Source organism: Haloferax sp. KTX1 (genome assembly GCF_902410085.1).
Lineage (GTDB): Archaea > Halobacteriota > Halobacteria > Halobacteriales > Haloferacaceae > Haloferax > Haloferax massiliensis.
In genome coordinates this window covers 55797-72931 of record NZ_CABPRH010000007.1, presented here as the reverse complement: position 1 = coordinate 72931, position 17135 = coordinate 55797, and the positions used below count along the sequence as shown (strand labels likewise).

Genomic DNA, 17135 nt, shown 5'->3' with positions numbered 1-17135 from the left:
GTCGGTCCGAAGCCTGTCAGTCGCCGGGCGTGTTACCGCGCTGGTACCGGCCGACCATCTTCCACATCGCCGCGTCGAGGTCGTCGCCGTCGGCGGCGGACTCAATCTGGCGGTACAGGTGTTCGGAGACGTCGATGGTTGGCATCACAAACACGTATGGCGTGTACGGATTTAATACTACTGGGATACAGAACTGAGTAAATTTGTCCGAGGCCGTGGGCCCTCGAAGCAGGAAATCGGCAGACTGAACCGCCACTTGGGCTCGTGAGACGGTTGTCACCGAGAGAAACTCGGATTGGAAGACGTAACAGAAATCAGAACGTTTCCTACTGCCGCGCCTGCCGGAGCGACGCGCCGTCGAAGCGCTTCAACGCGAGCTCGCCCGCTTCGAGCGGGTCGACGGGCGTGTCGTGTTCGTCGTCCATGTGTTCCATCACGAGAACGCCGACGCTCTCGCGGGAGTCGGCCGTGGAGGTGTGGCCGCACCCGTACAGACAGGTGAGTTCGTATTCCATGTTGTTCAGTACCACAATCTATTGCGTGATATAGCTTTCTCTGTATTCGTCCGTTCGACCAGATATGTGCCGATAAATACAGACGATTCTGTGCAAATAGGCTCGTGATTACGATGAATGGGCGGTATTTGAGTCAAGCAGTAGTAATTTTCTGTACCGAGGGCGTCGCCGCTCGGTCGGCGGAGTCGAGGCTTCGTCGCTGATTCGTCCCGACGGCACGAACGACGGACCGAACGTTCTCTCGGTCAGTGGTATCCGCAGAAGTTGGGTGGCCGGGGAGTTTCAGCCCCTGACTCGCATCGGCAACGAAACGTTATCGATGGGAGTGGGCCAACGCGGATTTGAACCGCGGGCCTCCCGGTTATCAGCCGAGCGCTCAACCTGACTGAGCTATTGGCCCAGGTAAGCGCATTCACTCGTTGTGCGCTGTTGATTTTAAGACTTTCTTTTCGGAGGCGCGTTGGTGCGTGTTAGTGAATGTCGGCGTCGTCGGTCGATTGCGCGAATCGAAGCGCGGGGGAACCGCGCGGCTACGCGGGTGAGAACACCGAACGACTGACGCGAAAGCGAGAAAGACGCGTTACGTGGAGTCGTTGCTGTCGCGGTCGAACCGGTAGGAGTCGGGGTCGGCGTCGTAGACGCCGTCGCTGCCGCCCTTGCCGCTACTGCCGCTACTACCGCTTCCGCCGGAACCGCTCCCGCCGCCCGGACCGGGCGAGCCACCGGGGCCACCGGGGCCGCCGGGACCGAAGTCGCCCTGCGGGAAGCCGGTCGTCCAGACGTTGCCGGTGACGAAGCCGTCGGCGCGCTTGTCGAGGTACGGCTTGACGACGAAGCGCTTGAGCACCTCGCGGATGGGGTACCGAGTCACGGGGATGGCGAGCAGGAAGCCGATGGTGTCGGTGACGAGCCCCGGCGTGAGGAGGAACGCGCCCGCGGCGATGAGCAGGCCGCCGTCCATGACCTCGTTCGTCGGGAGGTCGCCCCCGGCGAACTTCGACTGGAGGCTTCTGAGGGTGTGTCGCCCCTCGGCGCGGACGATGAGCATCCCGACGAGCCCGGTCAGGACGACGAGCGCGACGGTCGGCACGAGGTCGATGTACTGCGCGACGACCACGAGCAGCAACGCGTCGGAGAGGGGGATGAGGAGCAAGAGCGCCATCAGCGTGCGCGTTCGCATGGGCGACACTACCGGGTCGCGGCCCATAGCCCTTTTGTCCCGCCCGCGACGCGCCGGTGTCCCGAATCCGACCGGGGGCCGTCGAGGGACTCGCGGGGCCGACCGACAGACCACCCGACTGCGACCGGTCGTGCCACGAGGGCTCGAAGCGCTTACCCGCGTCCACCGCGGATGGGTGGACATGACCGACGAGACGCGCGTCGAATGGCGAGAGTGGGGTCCCGACGCGTTCGCCGAGGCGCGAGCGGCGGACAAGCCGATTCTGCTTTCGCTGTCGGCGACGTGGTGCGAGGACTGTCACGAGATGGACGCCGAGACGTACGCCGAGCCGCGCATCGCGGCGAACCTCAACGACGGCTTCGTCCCGATTCGGGTGAACGTGGACCGCCAGCCGCGCATCCGCGAGCGGTACAACATGGGCGGCTTCCCCTCGACCGTCTTCCTCGCGCCCGACGGCCACCCCATCACGGGCGCGACGTTCATCGGCCCCGACGGCATGCGGCAGGTCGTCGACCGCGTGCGCGAGGTGTGGGACAAAAAGGGCGCAGAGGCCGGGCGGCTCCCGCGGGCGCTCAGGGGCGACCTCCCGCCCGCGGGCGAGGTGTCGCCGCAAATCGAATCGCACCTCGCCGGCCAGTTGGAAGTCGCCTTCGACGAGGCCCACGGCGGGTGGGGCGACGCCGCGAAGTTCCCGCTCCCGCGGACCGTCGAGTTCGCGCTGAAGCGCGACCGAAGCCGGGCGCTCCGGTCGCTCGACGCGATTCGCGACGGCCTGTACGACCCCGTCGAGGGTGGCTTCTTCCGCTACGCCGACGACGCCGCGTGGTCGAAGCCGAACCGCGAGAAGACGCTCGAATCGAACGCCGCGCTCCTGCGGGCGTTCGCCAACGGCTACCGCTACACCGGCGAGGACGCCTACCTCGATCCGGCCGCGGGGACCGCCGACTTCCTCGTCGACTCGCTGTGGACCGGAACCGGGTTCGCCGGGAGCATGGGTCCCGCCGCGGGGACGGACTACTACCTCCTCGGAAAGGAGGGCCGTGACAACGCGCCCGGCCCGCGGACCGACCTCACGGTGTACGCCGGCGGCAACGCCCTCGCCGCGGACGCGCTGTTGGTGCTGGCGGGGCTCACCGACGACGAGCGGGCCCGCGAGTTCGGCTCCCGCGCGCTCGACAGAATCGCCGAGGACCTCGTCGACGACGGCGTCGTGACCCACTTCCGGTCCGGCGGCGACGCGGGCGAGGACCTCCTGCTGGAAGACCAGGCGCGCGTGGTCGCCGCGGCCTGCCGTGCCCGGCAGGTGCTCGGCGACGAGTCGGTGGCGGGCGAACCGGTCCTCGAACTCGCCGCCGCGGTCGCCGACGCCGCCATCGACGAGCTGTTCGACGAGGGCTCGTTCCTCGACGGCCCCGCGAGCGGCGAGGCGCTCTTGTCGTCACCACTGCGCCCACTCGACGGGAACGTGGAGATGGCGAACGCGCTGCTCGACCTCGCGGCGCTCACCGGCGAGGGACGCTACCGCGAGGTGGCACGGGAGACTATCGCCGCGTTCGCGGGCGCGTGGGACCGCATCGGCGTGCAGGTCGCCGCCTACGGCACCGCGGCGGCGCGACTGCTCCGCGACCCGCTCCTCGTCGAACTCAACGACGGGGTCGGCTCGGACCTCCACCGGGCGGCGCTCCGCGTCGCGGACCACGAGGCGCTCGTGGTGCCCGACGCCGGCGCCGACGACCTCCCGGCGGGGACCGCGCGCGTCAGCGCCGGCGAGACGGCGGTGGAGGCAACCACTCCCGAGGAGTTGATGGAGGCTGTGTCTTCAGTCACGCCCGACGCCTGACAGCGACCGGCGGCAACGGACTGCGGGTGTAAACATCCGGTTTGTTTATCAAGGAGAAACGTGACGGACGGTGCATGACCAGTCTGCGAGACCTCGGGCTGTCCGAGTACGAGGCCCGAGCCTACCGTGCGCTCCTGCGGACGGGGGCGACGACGGCCAAGGAGCTATCGCGCGCCAGCGACGTGCCCATGGGTCGTGTCTACGACGTGCTGAACAGCCTCGAACAGTACCACCTCATCCGGAGTCAAGCGGCCAGCCGGCCGAAGAAGTACGTCGCCGTCGAGCCGGACACGGCGCTGGACCGCCTCCTCGAATCGAAGCGCCAAGAGCTGGCCGAGAAGGCCGAGCAGTACGAGAACGTCGTCGCCGAGCTGACCGACGAACTCGACGCCGCGGAGCCGGTCCACGACCAGTTCTGGACCGCCGCGGTCGGCGCGGACGAGACCATCGACCTGCTCGTCGAGCGGCTCGCGGCGGCCGACGACTCGCTCGTGATGGTGGCCGGGACGCCCTCGCCGCAGTTCGACCTCGACGCCGTCGGCAACCTCGTCGTCGACGAACTGGAAGCCGCGCTCGACCGCGGGGTCGAAGTGTCGATGCTCATGTCGCCCGGTCTCGTCGACAGCCTACCCGAGAGCGTCGGACAGAGCTACGTGAACCGACTGTCGAGTGCGCCGAACTTCCGGGCGCGCACCGCGGAGAACGTCACGGGCGTGTTCAACCTCATCGACGACGTGGAGGTCTGTATCGAGGTGCCGAACCCCCTCGACCCCGGACAGGCGTTCGCCATGATCGACCTGAAAGACCCCGAGTTCGCCGCCGACCTCCGGGCGACGTTCGACCCGCGCTGGGAGGAAGCGGCACCGCTCTCGCTGTAGCGGCTCACGGCGACGGAAACGAGAACTGAAATCGGGGTCGGATTCGAAAAACGAGCGTCTCGGGCGTCGAGGGCGTTCAGGCGTCGAGCTCGTCGCGGAGCTGTCCCAGCGTCACTTCGCGCTCGGCGTGCGCGTTGTGCTGGTGAATCGACTCGTCGTTCGACTGTTTCATGTGGACCACCGCGTCGTCGCCGAGGTGGTCGAGCGCGTCGATGGACAGCTCGGCCATCGAGCGGACGCAGTCCTCGACGAACTTCGCGTTGGCGTGGGCGTGGTAGGTCATGTGGTCCTCGTCGGGGCGCTTCGCGAGGTTGTAGATGCGCGCCGACATCGAGTCGCGGGCGATGTCGATGAGGTCCATGAGGTCGACCTCGGGCGAGCCCTCCGTCTCGACGGTGAGCGTGGCGTGGCCGCGCTGGGAGTGGCCCGGCTGAGGCACCGTGTCGAGGAACTCCTCGATGGTGTCGTCGTCGACGGCGAGGTCCTGCAGCACGTCGCGGGCGCGGGAGGCGGACATCCCCTGCGAGCAGGGACAGACGGTCATGCCGACCACTTCCGCGCCGATTTCCTCGCGGGTGCCCTCGTCGGTCGCGGTGGCGCTGGCGATGATTTGGGCGGTGCTCTGGGTGGACAGGCCGCTGGCGGGGGTGTCCTCGCGGACGACGAGCTCTGCGGTCATGCTGACCTCGGCGGTCGTCGTGTACTCGTGTTTGGCGAGGAGGCGCTCGGCGGCGTCGCCGCACATGTCCTCGACGCGGTAGGCCGGCTCGGAGACGGCGGCTTCGAGGACCTCGTCGATGACCTGCATATTTCGGCTCATGTCGATGCCCTTGCGGCCGCCGGGGAGGTCGACGAACACTTCGAACTCCGCCATCAAGACGAGGGGTCGCTTCCCGTCGCGGGCTATCTTGACGAGCTTCTCGACGCCCGTGACGCCGACCTGGCTCAGCCCGACGGTCACGTCCGGCTGGGAGGCCTGTACGTCAGGCAACTGGTGACTCATCGGAGAATAAGAAGTGCCGTTGCTGATTAGTGCTTTCGATAGGGGAACGGAATCGCGGCCGAACGCGCCGCTGTGTTCCGACTAGGGCCAGTCGTCGCGCCCCTCGTCTTCGAAGGGGTCGGCGGGGGCGTCGTCGTCGCCGGCGAGCACCCACTCGGCGGCCTCGGCGGCGTCCTCGACGGGGAGGTACTCCCAGCCGGTCTCCTCGGCCACCGCGCGGTCCTCGTCGGACGTGCCGACGAAGACGTGCCGGTCGGTGTCGAACTGGCGCATCACGTTTTCGAGGCTCTCTTTGACGCCGCGCGGTCCGGAGAAGAAGTCCTGCCGGATTCGCTCTTTCCGGGTGAAGTTCGTCACGACGTACGTGGGTTTCTCGCTCACCACGCCGATGTACTTCGTCCACGTCCGGGCGTCAGAAAACGCCGCGTTCGGGTCGCCGAGCTGTTTGAGCGCGGAGAGTTCGAACGCGAGCGTCATCGTTCCTTGGCCGCCACCTGTTGCCATACCCGGCGATAGGCGGCGACGCGTGGAAAACGACTTCGGTCCCGGCCGTCCGCGAGACGCGACGAGACGGCCGCACGGCTCGGGGGGCGACCGGGTCGGCCGGAGAACGCGGGCGACGGGACGGAGGTAGCGAGATTACTGAACGCGGACGTAGTCGGTGAACACCACGACGTCGCCCCGCGAGAGCCGCGAGGCGGTCGTGTCGATGTCGAGTCGGCCGGCGGGACTGGCGGCCGCGAGCGCGCGCTGGGTCCGCTCGCTCAACTCGTCGAAGTGGTGGACCCGCGCACCGGGCGGGACGTCGGAGACGGGTGCGACGGTCGGCGGCGCGGTGGCGTCTGGAGAAGACGGTTGCTGTCCGTTTTTGGATGACATGTGGTAACACACTTCATGGATGGTGATAAATGTTTGGCCGGTGGGGCGACAGTCGGGGCGCGTAACGACGGGCGAAAGAGAGCCAAGAACGAGAGGCGAACCGCGACGCGGGCAAGCACTCGGCAAGCCGACGCCGCGCCGGGCGGCCGCGCGCAGACGCGGCTGACCGGGTGAAAACAGCGGGCGCGGTGTCCCGGGTTACTGTTCGGCCGCCGCGCCTTCGAGGTCGTCGAGCTGGAAATCCTGCTTCACGAGGACCTCCTTCTGGCCGCTCACGTCGACCTGTTCGCGCATGAGCTTCTTGTACTTCGTCTGCGGCGAGAGGTCGCCGATGAGGACGCCGCCGACGATTTTGCCGTCCTTGATGGCGAGCCGCCGCCACTCGGTGTCGGAGTACTTGGCCTCGACGTGGTCGTCGCCGAGCGTCGGGTGGCCGAACGAGAGGAACGGGAAGTCGAAGTGGGTGATGGAGTACGACGAGACCCAGCGGAACTCCTCGGAGCCGTAGTCGACCATGTTCTTGGCCGCGATGGTGCCCTGCTCTTTGGCGGAGCCCCACGCGCCGTTCTGGGCGCGGTCGCCGAGGATGAGGTCGTGGAACTCGGTGATGTCACCGGCCGCGAAGATGTCCTCGTGGTTCGTCCGCATGAACTCGTCCGTGTAGATGCCGTTGTCGTACTCGATGTCGGTGCCACCGAGAATCTCCGTGTTGAAGTTCAGGCCGATGGCGATGCCGACGAAGTCGGCGTCGTAGCGGTCGCCGTTGGGGTCGACGGCGGTCGTGACGCGGTCGTTCTCGTCGACCTCGAAGTGGTCGACGCCGGAGTCGAAGACGGGTTCGACGTCGCGCTCGCGGAGCGCCTCGTGGATGATCTCCGCGCCCTCCTCGGAGAGCGCGTAGCGCCACCACGCCTTGCCGCGCATGAGGTACTTGCCCTCGACCTCCTGGGCGGCCGTGATGGCCGCGAGGTCGATGCCGAGCAGGCCCGCGCCGATGACGACGGAGTTGTCCGCGCCCTCGATGTGCTCTTTGATGTCGCGGGCGTCCTGGAACGTCCAGAAGTGGTGGATGCCCTCGGCGTCGGAGTTCTCGACGGGGAGCTGGGTCGGCGTGCCGCCGACGGCGAGGAGGAGTTTGTCGTAGTCGTACTCGGTGCCGTCGTGGGCGGTGACGGTGTGACCCTCGGGGTCGATGTCCGTGACGAGCGTGTCGAGTTCGAGGTCGACGTCGCGGTCGTCGTACCACGACTCGTCGTGGATGGAGATGGGTGCCTCGGGCAGTTTGCCCTTGGCGAATTCCTTGATGAGAATGCGGTTGTACAGCGGTTCGCCCTCGTCCGTGATGATGGTGATGTCGGCGTCGGGTTCCTCTTCGCGGAGTGTCTCAGCCGCTGAGGCCCCGGCGATACCGTCGCCGACGATCACGTACGATTGGCTCATGACCCGACGTTTGTATTCGGGGTTAATGTGGATTGCTATCTCCTTCATGATTGATTTCCCCCTCGGAGACCCCAGCGAAATCGAGAGACAGAAGCCGAGTACGGATGGTTATCGCGTCTCGCCGAAGCGCCCGTCGAAGCCGCCGTCGGTGGCCGCGGGGCACTCCGAATGCGTCGCCTCCGCGTCGTCGCCACCGCGAGCGACGGCGTCGCGGCTGGGACTGCGGACGTGGCCGAGCCGGGCGCGGACGACGCCGCGACCGGCGGAAGCCACACGGACGACGCCGCGAACGCCGACGAGACCGGCGACGAAGCCGACCGGCCACCCGACGAACAGCGCGACGAGGCCGAGGCCGGGAGCGAGCGGGGCGACGAGCGTCGCCGTAATCCCCGACGTGAAGACGCCGCCGACCGCCGCGACCGCGACGAGGGCGGCCTCCGAAAGCGTCCTGTACCGGCGGGGGAGCGTCTCTCGCACGTCGTCGCGGCCGGTGTGAGTGTCGTCGAACATGGTCGTTCTCCTCGTTTGGAGAGACGACCGCCGACGCCATAATAGTAATCTGAATCACATTTCTGTACGCTGGCTTACTGGAGCGTACTTATGCAACCGTCTCGACAGGTTCGACGGCGGAGTCGACGACCGAGAGGTCGCTGTCGAGTTCGACGACGAGCGCCTCGTCGTCCGCTTCGATGCGGACGCGGATGCGCCACGGCTCCTCGGAGACGACGGTGAGCGCGTCGTCGCCGACGACCCACGGGAACCGCCAGAAGGGCGTCCCGCACACGTCGTTCCCCCGCGACGAGAGGAAGCCGAGGACGGTCGACTCGTCGAGGAGGACCAGCCCGACGGGGGAGACGGCCTCGTAGGCGCACTGGGCGCAGCGGTGAGTCACGACCACGTCGAGGTCGAACGGGTCTGCCTCGCGGGACAGCGAGGTGCCGGTCGTCCCGCCGCACTCGGGGCAGACGCCGTCGGCGGCGAGGCAGTGGAGGTGTCGCACGCGCTGGTCGAACGCCGACAGGAGCGCATCGGAGCTACGGCCTTCGAGGCCGCCGGGCGGGAACTCCTCGCGGGCGTGGACCCGCGCGCAGTCGGCACAGGAGATGGTGAGTTTCTCGTCGCCGTAGTCGGCTTCGAGCGAGCCGCCGCAGCCGACGCAGGAGCCGGGGGCCGAAAACGCCGGGAGGACGGGGTCCTCGTTGAACGTCCCCGCGAGCACGGCGCGAACGACCTTCTCGCCGGCGTGCCGGAAGTCGTAGCCCTCGTCGGTCTTGCGGACGAACTGGCCGCGGAGCTTTCCGAGGTGGTAGTTGAAGCGGGCGCTGTCGTCGACGCCGACCCGTCGGCGGAGCTCCGAGAAGGGGACGGGTCGGTCGGGAGATTCCCAGAGCGCTTCGAGGATGGTGAGTCGGGTCTCGTCGGCGACGATGCCGAACGCTTCGGCCGGCGAGATGCAGTCGTCGCATTCGAGGACCGAGTCCTCGCGGACGGATGCGGAGTCGCTCATACCCCTCACATGCGGTCGAACCGCATTAAATTACGTCGTGAAATCTCGTTCGGGAGCTTCGCGGGTCGCGGTGGGGTCGCGTCCGTCTCGCTCGGGGCGAACGCGCCGTCGTCCCCGGAGACGTGGTCTTTACGTGTATTCGACCCGAAGCGAACGACGAAATGAAGATTCGCCAGAACATCCGCCACTTCGCGACGAAGAAGGCGCTCACCATGCCGGTCATCGGCGACATCGCCACCGAGAAGATGGTGGACCTCCACGTTCGCATCTTCGGCGAGCGGGCCGACCCCGACCGCAGAGACGAGCGCGAGGACCACATGGCGGCGTTCTTCGAGTGCACGTTCGACACCTACCTCGCGGCGCTCGACGCGGGCTACCCCGAGGCCGAGGCCCGCGAGATAACCCACGTCCAGGCCAACTTCGACTTCTACAACCACGGCTGGACCGAGATGATGGAGATTCCGGTCGACGAAATCGAGGCTCACTACGAGCGCTACGAGGGGTTCTTCGAGCGCCACGGCATCGACATCGCCGACCCGCTCGGCGAGTTCCGGACTATCGACATCCCGGACGCGCCCGCGACGCTCGACAAGCTCGACGACCCGGACCACCCCCACGCGGAGGGCGGCTTCGCAGACGACGTGTACGTCGAAGACGACTCCGGCGAAGTCGGTGTCGGCGGGGCCGACGAACCCGAGGACGTGGACGTGTCGGCCGCGCCGGGGATGCAGGAGGTCGACGGCACCGACGAGAAGACCGCCTAAAAGGGGCCGCGCGGAGTCGTTTCTTAGTCGTCGGTCGGCACGCGGGGGCCGACGTCGACGACGCTGTTTTTCCACGTCCCGCGGGTGAACCACGCGAACGCGAGCAGCGCCACCCCGACGTTCGAGAAGGCGATGCCGTACCAGATGCCGGTCGGGCCCATGGAGAAGAACTCCACGAGCACGAACGCCGCCGGGATGCGCAGCACCCACAGCGAGATGAGCGAGAACACCATCGCCGTCCGGGTCGAGCCGCTCCCGCGGAACCCGCCGTTGACGACGTTGAACGCCCCGAGGAACAGGAACGTCGGGCCGATGATGCGGAGGTAGTCGACGCCGATGGCGATGACCGCCTCCTCGCCGGGGATGAACACCGAGACGATGGGTTCGGCGAACAGGTACGCGGCGGCGGAGACGAACACCAGCGCGGCGACGATGATGCCGATACCCCAGAACACGGCGCGTTCGGCGCGGTCTGGCTGGTCCGCGCCGAGGTTCTGGCCGACGACCGTCGAGGTCCCCTGCGCGAGGCCGATGGCCGGCAGGAAGACCAGCGAGTTGAGGCGGTTACCGATACCGAACGCGGCGACCGCGGTCTCGGTGCTGGCCCCGCCGGCGTTGACCGCGGCGTAGGCGACGAGCGCCGTGAGGGCGGTCACGCCGAGCGCGCGGGTGGACTGCTCGATGCTCGACGGCGCGCCGATGCGGACGATGCGCTCGACCGTCTCGCGCTCCGGAATCAGGTCGCGCGGCGAGAGGCTGATGCCGACCCGACCCGAAAGCAGGAGCCAGAAGCCGACGAGCGCGCCGACGCCGCGGGAGAACACCGTGGCGATGGCCGCGCCCTGCACGCCGAAGCCGGTGAAGCCGGTCGCGGCGAACAGCGACTGTCCGAGGCCTTCGAGGCCGACGAGGCCGAATATCGGGTTCGCATTGAACCCGAGGATGAGAAACGGGTCGAGGAAGACGTTGATGACGACGCCGAGACCCATCAGGTACATCGGCGTCCTCGTGTCGCCCCACCCGCGGAGCAGCGCCTGGAAGATGAAGAAGCCGAACATGAACGCGACGCCGAGGAAGATGGTGCGCGTGTACTCGACCGCCAACTGGTGGACTTCCGTGCCGGGCGTCGTGCCGATGAGCGGGAGCAGTATCGGCGTCAGCAGATAGCCGATGACCGCGAACCCGGCCGAAAGCAGGATGACGAACCCGAGGGTCTGGCCGGCGGCGTGGTCGACTTCGCCGTGGTTGCCCGCGCCCTTGTTCTGGGCGACCAGGACCGTCCCCGCGACGGTGAAGCCGCCGCCGAACGAGATCATGAGGAAGACGAGCGGCCACGAAAACGACAGCGCCGAGACGGCCTCGGAGCCGACGCGGCCGACCCAGAAGGTGTCGGCGAGGTTGTACGCCACCTGCATGATCTGCGAGAAGACGAGCGGGAGCGACAGCACCAACATCGGCTTGACGAGGTCGCCGTCGACGAGGTTGACGTCGCGGGCCTTCGCGCTCATTCGTCGCCCCCCTCGCGCACGAGGTTCTCGACGACGAACTCGTCGAGGGCGGCGCGGACCTCGGTCGGCGCGTCGAAGGCGGACTGGCTCGCCGTCTCGGTGCCCGAGGGGTCGGTCACGGCGACGCGCTGGAGGCGCGCGCCGTCGAGCGCGGCGAACAGGAGCGACGCGGTCCGGTCCGCGTCGACCTCGCGGAAGTGGCCCTCCGCGACGCCCTCGCGGATGATGTCGGCGAGGCGGCGGCGGATGACCGCCTCGTTGCGGGCGACCTGCTCGCGGTAGGCCTCGACGTAGGGAGCCTGCGTCCGCAGTTCGTTGAGCGCCAGTCCGAAGCGGTCGTAGTCGCGGTCGTCGTCCGCTGCGGGGACCATCTTGTCGAGGAGGGCCCGGAGGCGCGCCTCGGGGGCGTCGCCCTCGGTCGCGGCGACCCGCGCTTCGAAGCGGTCGAACAGGTAGCCGAGGAACGCGACGAGCAGCTCCTGTTTCGTCCCGTAGTGGTAGTGGAGGAGGGACTTGCTCTTTCCGGCCTCGTCTGCGATTCGTTGCATCGTCAGGTCCGCGTAGCCGTGGGCGCACAGCGCCCGGTAGGTCGCGGCCATCAGTTCTTCGTGGACCTCGTCGGGGACCGACTGGTCCGTCGTTTCGTCTGCACTCACTAACTGACTAGTCAGTCAGCTACTTAAAAAGAAGTTGCGATCGGGAAACCGATTGCCGGTAAGTGTGCGATATCGCGGCACGAGAGACGACGGCACACTCGGGGACGAGATGCCGCGAATAGCTCCGAGAAAACCGGGCTGAGACCGGGCTACAGGCTGCGGTCGATGCGGTCTGCGACCTCGTAGCCGGCGACGATGCCGCCGTTCAGCGATCGCTCGGGGTACTGCGCCTCCGACGCCATCCCCGCGTAGTAGACGCCCTCGGCCACGTCGTCGCCGAGGTCGTACGGCACCACGAGGTCGAGGTAGCCACGCTCGTACACCGGGCCAGCCCGCGGGTTGCGGGCGATTTCGAACTCCTCGACCGCCGAGCGGTCGAAGTCGGGGAACATGTCCTCGATCTCGTCGAACCACGCGTCTTCGACCTCCTCGTCGCTCATCTGCCAGAGGTCCTCGTGCGGCCCCTGCACGTAACTGGCGACGTACAGCAGGTGGTCGCCGCCGTAGCGCTCTTTCGGCACGAAGTTCGTGTGCTCGATGAGCGACCCGAACGGCGCGTCGTGGGCGATGTTGAGCCAGTAGGTGTCCATCAGCGACTCCGACATGGTCGCCAGCCCGCAGACCGCGCCCTGGAAGTCGATGTCGCAGGGGAAGCCCGTGAGGTCTTCGAGCACGTTCGGCATCGTCGCCACGACGACCGACTCGACCTCGTGGCTCTCGGTCCCGTCGTCGGTCTCGACGGTCAGCGTCGAGACTTCCTCGCCGTCGGTGTCGAGCGACGTCACGCGCGCGCCGGTCTCGATGTGCTCGCGGCCGACCGCCTCGACGAGCGCGTCGATGAAGGGCGCGAAGCCGCCGTCGAAGTAGCCGAGTTTCTCGCCGCGAAGCAGGTCGCGCTCGCCGCGGAAGCGGACGCGCCCGAGGAACCACGACGCCGACACGTCGTGTTTGCGCTCGCCGAACTTCCCGTCCAAAAGCGGGTCGACGAAGTTGTCGTAGACGCCGCGGGTCGTGTGCTCGACGACGAACTCCTCGATGGGCGTGTGTTCGTACTCGGCGAGTTCCTCGTAGGCGTCGAAGTCGGGGACGCCCCCGCGGACGTCGATACCCTGTGTGAGCATGCCGAGGCGGAACTTGTCGTAGAGGCTCATGTGGGGGTACGCGGCGATCTGCCACGCGGTGTCCAGCGGGTGGACGACGCCGTCGACGTAGTAGGCGTTCTTGCCGATGCGCCACTCCAAGTCGTCTCCGAGGCCGAGTTCCTCGGCGAGTTCGACGATGGTCTCTTCGGACTTCGAGAGGTGGTGGTAGAACTTCTCGATGTCGTCGCCGTTCGTCTCGTAAGTCGCCGCGAGACCGCCGAGGGAGTCGGCCGCCTCGAAGACTCGAACGTCGTGGCCCCGGTTCTGGAGCCGGTACGCCGCGGCGAGGCCCGCGATGCCGCCGCCGACGATGCCTATCATGCCCCGACGTTCGGCGTCGGGTGGAAAGTCCTTTCTGATTGGCCGGGTCCGCCGACGTCGTCGTCACCGACCGCGGGACGCGTCGGCGCGCTTCGCCGAGCGACCGAGACGGGTCGTTGCGACGTTCGCCACATTTTTATCTGCGATAAGGCAACAGCGGGGCATGGTTACGGTCCGCGCACCCGCCACGAGCGCAAACCTCGGAAGTGGGTTCGATGTCTTCGGCGTGGCTCTCGACCGCCCCGCAGACATCGTGCACGTCGAACGGGCGGACCGGACGACGATCGAAGTCACCGGCGTCGGCAGCCAGTACATCCCGACCGACCCCGACCGGAACGTCGTCGGCGCGGTCGCGGAGGCGCTCGACGCCCCCGCGCACATCCGCATCGACAAGGGCGTCCGTCCCTCCTCGGGGCTCGGGTCGTCGGCGGCGAGTTCGGCCGCCGCCGCCCTCGCGCTGAACGAACTGTACGACCGCGGACTCTCACGGGAGGAGCTCGTCCCCGTCGCCGCCGAGGGCGAGGCCGTCGTCTCCGGCGAGGCCCACGCCGACAACGTCGCGCCCGCGCTCCTCGGCGGCTTCACCGTCGCGACCGACGAGGGCGTCACGACCGTCGACGCCGACATCCCGCTGGTCGCCTGTCTCCCCGAAATCGCCGTCTCGACCCGCGACGCCCGACGGGTCGTCCCGAGCGACGCCAGTATCGAAGACATGGTCCACACGGTCGGCCGAGCGGCGACCCTCGCGGTCGGGATGTGTCGCCGCGACCCCGACCTCGTCGGCGCGGGGATGGACGACCGCGTCGTCACGCCCGCGCGAGCGGAACTCATAACGGGCTACCACGAGGTCCGCGAGGCCGCCCTCGACGCGGGCGCGTCCGGCGTCACCGTCTCGGGGGCCGGCCCGTCGGTCCTCGCCGTCTGCCGAGCGGGCGACCGCACCCGCGTCGCCGGCGCGATGCTCGAAGCCTTCGACGAGGCCGACGTGGCCGCCCGCGCCTACAAGACCCGGGTCGGTCGCGGGGCCGAAGTATTCGAATCCTGAGTGGTACAGAGCGAACCACACCCACACGCTATTCTCGTCTTTTCTCGCTCCTGAGCCACTGTAACGCGTTGACGCGGTCGCTGGTAGCACGATTCCGAGAAGACTTTTCTCACCATCACGATATATTCGAATCATGGAACGAGCACTCGTCGTCGTCTCCCCCGAAAAGCGGTCGCACCGAATCCTCCGCGAGGCCGGCGAACTCGCCGCCGGCAGCGGCGCGGAACTCGTCGTCCTCACCGTCCTCCCGGACGAGGAGTTCGAGCGGACCCGCTCGGCGCTCGCCAGCGTCGGCTCCTCGGACGTGGTCTACGGCATCGACCAGGCCATCGAGTCGGCCACCCGCCGCGCCAAGCGCGTCGCCCGCGAGGCGTTCGAGGGACTGGACCTCGATTACCGCATCGTCGCCGACATCGGCCCCGAGGCGGACACCATCTTAGAGACGGCCCGCTGGGAGGGCTGCGACCACCTCTTTATCGCCGGTCGCCGCCGCTCGCCCGCCGGAAAGCTCATCTCCCGAGACCTGACGCAGTCGGTCATGCTCAACTTCGACGGCCCGGTCACCGTCCTGCTCGGCGAGGAGTCGTCCGACGACGCGCCGGGGAAGTCCGGACTCAGCGCCTGAAACGGGCGGCGAGCCGAGACCAGAGCAACACGGAATCGAAAACGGAACCGAAATCGAAATCGAAAACAGAGACGGTGAGACGCGTGGCGTCCGCCGGGGTCCGCCGCGTCAGACGCCGCGGCCCTGCAGTTTGTCCTCGTCGGCCATGCCGACGTTCGCCTCGCCTTTCATACCCTTGCCGATGCCGGCGGCGATGTCGGCGAGCGTGTCGGGGTCGTCCCAGTTGTTGACGGCCTCGACGATGGCCTCGCCCATCTGTTCCGGGTCCTCCGCGCCGAAGATGCCGGAGCCCACGAAGATGCCGTCGCACTCGTGGTACATCATGAGCGCGGCGTCGGCGGGCGTGGCGATGCCGCCGGCCGCGAAGTTGACGACCGGCAGACGACCCATCTCGGCCGTCTCGTGGACGAGTTCGGCGGGCGCTTCGTGCTCGCGGGCCCACTTCTCGCGCTCGTCGAAGTTGAGGCCGGTCAGGCTGCGAATCTGGTGTTTGATGGTTCGCTGGTGCGTGACCGCCTGGTTCACGTCGCCCGTGCCCGCCTCGCCCTTGGTGCGAATCATCGCCGCGCCCTCGTTGATGCGGCGGAGCGCCTCGGGGAGGTTGCGCGCGCCGCAGACGAACGGCGAGGTGAACTCGCGCTTGTCGATGTGGTAGTCGTTGTCCGCGGGGGTGAGCACCTCGCTCTCGTCTATCATGTCGACGCCGATGGATTCGAGAATCTGCGCCTCGGTGTAGTGGCCGATGCGCGCCTTCCCCATCACCGGGATGGAGACGGCGTCGATGATCTCTTTGACCGTGTCGGGGTCGGCCATCCGGGAGACCCCGCCGCGCTTGCGGATGTCGGCCGGGACGGCTTCGAGCGCCATGACGGCGACCGCGCCGGCTTCCTCCGCGATTTTCGCTTGCTCTGCGTCCACGACGTCCATGATGACGCCGCCCTTCTGCATCTGGGCGAACCCGCGCTTGACGAGTTCGGTCCCGCGCCGAAGCTCCTCCAGGTCGGTCTCCTCTGGCATAGCCGTCGCTTGCGACTGGGTTTACTTAAGCGGTCGCTTCCATCCGTCAACCGTTCGCATTCCGCACAGGTCGTGTTTCGCGGTGGGCGGGTCGGGGTGTCGTGATTCTGTTGAACTACTCAGCTTTTGACAGATGGAGCGTGCAACACTCAGAGGGCGAGTTCAGCAAATCGAGAACAGTCTGACCGAGGTTGGGGAGTCGAACCCTCTCACAGAGAAAATGATTTACAGGCACGTCCGCAATTACCGGCAATGGGTAGCTACGCAACGCTGCCGAATTGGACCGACGAATCGTCTGATAACGACGAACCACGACTACGACTTGGCGACCTCCTATCAGGCCGACTTGCAGACGTGGACATCGACTCTGTTGCGGCGGTACGTGACGAACGAAGACGAGAATGAAGGTCTTCGTCGATACAAACGTTTTCATCGCTAGTTTAACTGACGAACCGGGTCGTGGCAAAATCGCGACACAGTTGCTCAACGAGGACCACGAGTTCTGTACTTCTATTCTAAACCTCATGGAGATTCGGTCAGTGATGACAAAGAAGAAGCGTGTTGAGCAAGATCGAGTCGAGGCAGTGTTATCAGACATCTACAGTAGCGTGGACATCTACGCGCCCGAAATCAGCGACCAGGTTGCAGCGTATGGATTACAGCAAGACAATCTACTCTATACAATGGACTGCGTGCTTCTCGCATTAGCGAACGATGTTGATGCGACCATGGTTACCTTCGACGGAGAGTTGCTTGATCACGGTGGTGTTGCACCGGAAGAACTGATTGACTGACCGCACAGACGCAGTTCTCGA

The 17135-nt window shown here is 67.0% G+C and carries 19 protein-coding genes and 1 tRNA gene; 6 read left to right on the top strand and 14 right to left on the bottom strand.

What is annotated here, in order from left to right; genetic code table 11:
• Window positions 1-16: 16 nt before the first annotated feature.
• The 4 genes from FY251_RS23130 to FY251_RS12475 form a co-directional block, all read right to left on the bottom strand.
• Complete coding sequence (locus FY251_RS23130; RefSeq protein ID WP_255516694.1) at window positions 17-145, bottom strand: hypothetical protein; 129 nt, start codon at window positions 143-145, stop codon at window positions 17-19.
• A 181-nt stretch (window positions 146-326) separates the two neighbouring features.
• Window positions 327-515: a hypothetical protein gene (locus FY251_RS12485; protein ID WP_042661863.1), complete on the bottom strand. Its 189-nt coding sequence runs from the start codon at window positions 513-515 to the stop codon at window positions 327-329.
• A 326-nt stretch (window positions 516-841) separates the two neighbouring features.
• Window positions 842-915 (bottom strand) — tRNA-Ile (locus FY251_RS12480).
• Window positions 916-1095: 180 nt separating this feature from the next.
• Window positions 1096-1695, bottom strand: coding sequence for an FxsA family protein (locus tag FY251_RS12475; protein ID WP_187367407.1), 600 nt, complete (start codon window positions 1693-1695; stop codon window positions 1096-1098).
• Window positions 1696-1876: 181 nt separating this feature from the next.
• Here FY251_RS12475 and FY251_RS12470 point away from each other — a divergent pair, with 181 nt between their 5' ends.
• Both FY251_RS12470 and FY251_RS12465 read left to right on the top strand, forming a co-directional pair.
• Window positions 1877-3535: a DUF255 domain-containing protein gene (locus FY251_RS12470; RefSeq protein ID WP_148415172.1), complete on the top strand. Its 1659-nt coding sequence runs from the start codon at window positions 1877-1879 to the stop codon at window positions 3533-3535.
• A 74-nt stretch (window positions 3536-3609) separates the two neighbouring features.
• Complete coding sequence (locus FY251_RS12465) at window positions 3610-4413, top strand: TrmB family transcriptional regulator (RefSeq protein WP_148415171.1); 804 nt, start codon at window positions 3610-3612, stop codon at window positions 4411-4413.
• 76 nt (window positions 4414-4489) lie between these two features.
• Here the strand turns inward: FY251_RS12465 and mptA are convergent, their stop codons facing one another.
• The 6 genes from mptA to FY251_RS12435 all read right to left on the bottom strand — a co-directional run bounded on the left by mptA (window position 4490) and on the right by FY251_RS12435 (window position 9242).
• Window positions 4490-5416 carry a GTP cyclohydrolase MptA gene (gene mptA, locus FY251_RS12460; RefSeq protein ID WP_148415170.1) on the bottom strand — a complete coding sequence of 309 codons (927 nt, stop codon included), beginning with the start codon at window positions 5414-5416 and terminating at the stop codon, window positions 4490-4492.
• A gap of 81 nt (window positions 5417-5497) precedes the next feature.
• Window positions 5498-5893, bottom strand: a complete 396-nt coding sequence (locus tag FY251_RS12455; protein ID WP_004975410.1) for a hypothetical protein — start codon at window positions 5891-5893, stop codon at window positions 5498-5500.
• Between the two features lie 162 nt (window positions 5894-6055).
• Window positions 6056-6295, bottom strand: a complete 240-nt coding sequence (locus tag FY251_RS12450) for a hypothetical protein (protein ID WP_148415169.1) — start codon at window positions 6293-6295, stop codon at window positions 6056-6058.
• A gap of 198 nt (window positions 6296-6493) precedes the next feature.
• Entirely contained in the window at window positions 6494-7735 is a 1242-nt protein-coding gene (locus FY251_RS12445; RefSeq protein ID WP_148415168.1) for an NAD(P)/FAD-dependent oxidoreductase, read from the bottom strand.
• Between the two features lie 108 nt (window positions 7736-7843).
• Window positions 7844-8245: a hypothetical protein gene (locus FY251_RS12440; protein ID WP_148415167.1), complete on the bottom strand. Its 402-nt coding sequence runs from the start codon at window positions 8243-8245 to the stop codon at window positions 7844-7846.
• Window positions 8246-8333: 88 nt separating this feature from the next.
• Window positions 8334-9242: a winged helix-turn-helix domain-containing protein gene (locus FY251_RS12435; RefSeq protein WP_148415166.1), complete on the bottom strand. Its 909-nt coding sequence runs from the start codon at window positions 9240-9242 to the stop codon at window positions 8334-8336.
• 122 nt (window positions 9243-9364) lie between these two features.
• Here FY251_RS12435 and FY251_RS12430 point away from each other — a divergent pair, with 122 nt between their 5' ends.
• Entirely contained in the window at window positions 9365-10006 is a 642-nt protein-coding gene (locus FY251_RS12430; RefSeq protein WP_187367406.1) for a DUF6149 family protein, read from the top strand.
• Window positions 10007-10029: 23 nt separating this feature from the next.
• Here FY251_RS12430 and FY251_RS12425 read toward each other — a convergent pair whose 3' ends face one another.
• From FY251_RS12425 to FY251_RS12415, 3 genes are all read right to left on the bottom strand, one after another.
• Window positions 10030-11514 (bottom strand): MATE family efflux transporter, encoded by a 1485-nt coding sequence (locus FY251_RS12425; RefSeq protein WP_148415164.1) that lies wholly within the window; start codon window positions 11512-11514, stop codon window positions 10030-10032.
• Window positions 11511-12170, bottom strand: coding sequence for a TetR/AcrR family transcriptional regulator (locus FY251_RS12420; RefSeq protein ID WP_148415163.1), 660 nt, complete (start codon window positions 12168-12170; stop codon window positions 11511-11513). Before FY251_RS12420 ends, FY251_RS12425 begins: the two co-directional genes overlap by 4 nt.
• Before the next feature lie 149 nt (window positions 12171-12319).
• A complete protein-coding gene (locus FY251_RS12415; RefSeq protein WP_148415162.1) occupies window positions 12320-13633 on the bottom strand; it encodes an NAD(P)/FAD-dependent oxidoreductase in 1314 nt (437 codons plus the stop codon).
• A 163-nt stretch (window positions 13634-13796) separates the two neighbouring features.
• Here FY251_RS12415 and FY251_RS12410 point away from each other — a divergent pair, with 163 nt between their 5' ends.
• Both FY251_RS12410 and FY251_RS12405 read left to right on the top strand, forming a co-directional pair.
• A complete protein-coding gene (locus FY251_RS12410) occupies window positions 13797-14678 on the top strand; it encodes a homoserine kinase (protein WP_148415161.1) in 882 nt (293 codons plus the stop codon).
• A 133-nt stretch (window positions 14679-14811) separates the two neighbouring features.
• Window positions 14812-15303, top strand: coding sequence for a universal stress protein (locus FY251_RS12405; protein WP_148415160.1), 492 nt, complete (start codon window positions 14812-14814; stop codon window positions 15301-15303).
• A 108-nt stretch (window positions 15304-15411) separates the two neighbouring features.
• Here FY251_RS12405 and pdxS read toward each other — a convergent pair whose 3' ends face one another.
• Window positions 15412-16320, bottom strand: a complete 909-nt coding sequence (gene pdxS, locus FY251_RS12400; protein WP_148415159.1) for a pyridoxal 5'-phosphate synthase lyase subunit PdxS — start codon at window positions 16318-16320, stop codon at window positions 15412-15414.
• 401 nt (window positions 16321-16721) lie between these two features.
• Here pdxS and FY251_RS12395 point away from each other — a divergent pair, with 401 nt between their 5' ends.
• On the top strand, window positions 16722-17114 hold the full coding sequence (locus tag FY251_RS12395) for a putative toxin-antitoxin system toxin component, PIN family (protein WP_148415158.1): 393 nt from the start codon (window positions 16722-16724) through the stop codon (window positions 17112-17114).
• Window positions 17115-17135: the final 21 nt, after the last annotated feature.

Bases quoted from the DNA above. Each gene is read 5' to 3' on its own strand.
- FY251_RS23130 (WP_255516694.1), bottom strand. From the start codon at position 145: ATGCCAACCATCGACGTCTCCGAACACCTGTACCGCCAGATTGAGTCC.
- FY251_RS12440 (WP_148415167.1), bottom strand. From the start codon at position 8,245: ATGTTCGACGACACTCACACCGGCCGCGACGACGTGCGAGAGACGCTC.
- FY251_RS12425 (WP_148415164.1), bottom strand. From the start codon at position 11,514: ATGAGCGCGAAGGCCCGCGACGTCAACCTCGTCGACGGCGACCTCGTC.
- FY251_RS12475 (WP_187367407.1), bottom strand. From the start codon at position 1,695: ATGCGAACGCGCACGCTGATGGCGCTCTTGCTCCTCATCCCCCTCTCC.
- FY251_RS12455 (WP_004975410.1), bottom strand. From the start codon at position 5,893: ATGACGCTCGCGTTCGAACTCTCCGCGCTCAAACAGCTCGGCGACCCG.
- FY251_RS12465 (WP_148415171.1), top strand. From the start codon at position 3,610: ATGACCAGTCTGCGAGACCTCGGGCTGTCCGAGTACGAGGCCCGAGCC.
- mptA (WP_148415170.1), bottom strand. From the start codon at position 5,416: ATGAGTCACCAGTTGCCTGACGTACAGGCCTCCCAGCCGGACGTGACC.
- FY251_RS12410 (WP_148415161.1), top strand. From the start codon at position 13,797: ATGGTTACGGTCCGCGCACCCGCCACGAGCGCAAACCTCGGAAGTGGG.
- FY251_RS12470 (WP_148415172.1), top strand. From the start codon at position 1,877: ATGACCGACGAGACGCGCGTCGAATGGCGAGAGTGGGGTCCCGACGCG.
- FY251_RS12450 (WP_148415169.1), bottom strand. From the start codon at position 6,295: ATGTCATCCAAAAACGGACAGCAACCGTCTTCTCCAGACGCCACCGCG.
- FY251_RS12435 (WP_148415166.1), bottom strand. From the start codon at position 9,242: ATGAGCGACTCCGCATCCGTCCGCGAGGACTCGGTCCTCGAATGCGAC.
- pdxS (WP_148415159.1), bottom strand. From the start codon at position 16,320: ATGCCAGAGGAGACCGACCTGGAGGAGCTTCGGCGCGGGACCGAACTC.
- FY251_RS12395 (WP_148415158.1), top strand. From the start codon at position 16,722: ATGAAGGTCTTCGTCGATACAAACGTTTTCATCGCTAGTTTAACTGAC.
- FY251_RS12485 (WP_042661863.1), bottom strand. From the start codon at position 515: ATGGAATACGAACTCACCTGTCTGTACGGGTGCGGCCACACCTCCACG.
- FY251_RS12415 (WP_148415162.1), bottom strand. From the start codon at position 13,633: ATGATAGGCATCGTCGGCGGCGGCATCGCGGGCCTCGCCGCGGCGTAC.
- FY251_RS12405 (WP_148415160.1), top strand. From the start codon at position 14,812: ATGGAACGAGCACTCGTCGTCGTCTCCCCCGAAAAGCGGTCGCACCGA.
- FY251_RS12445 (WP_148415168.1), bottom strand. From the start codon at position 7,735: ATGAGCCAATCGTACGTGATCGTCGGCGACGGTATCGCCGGGGCCTCA.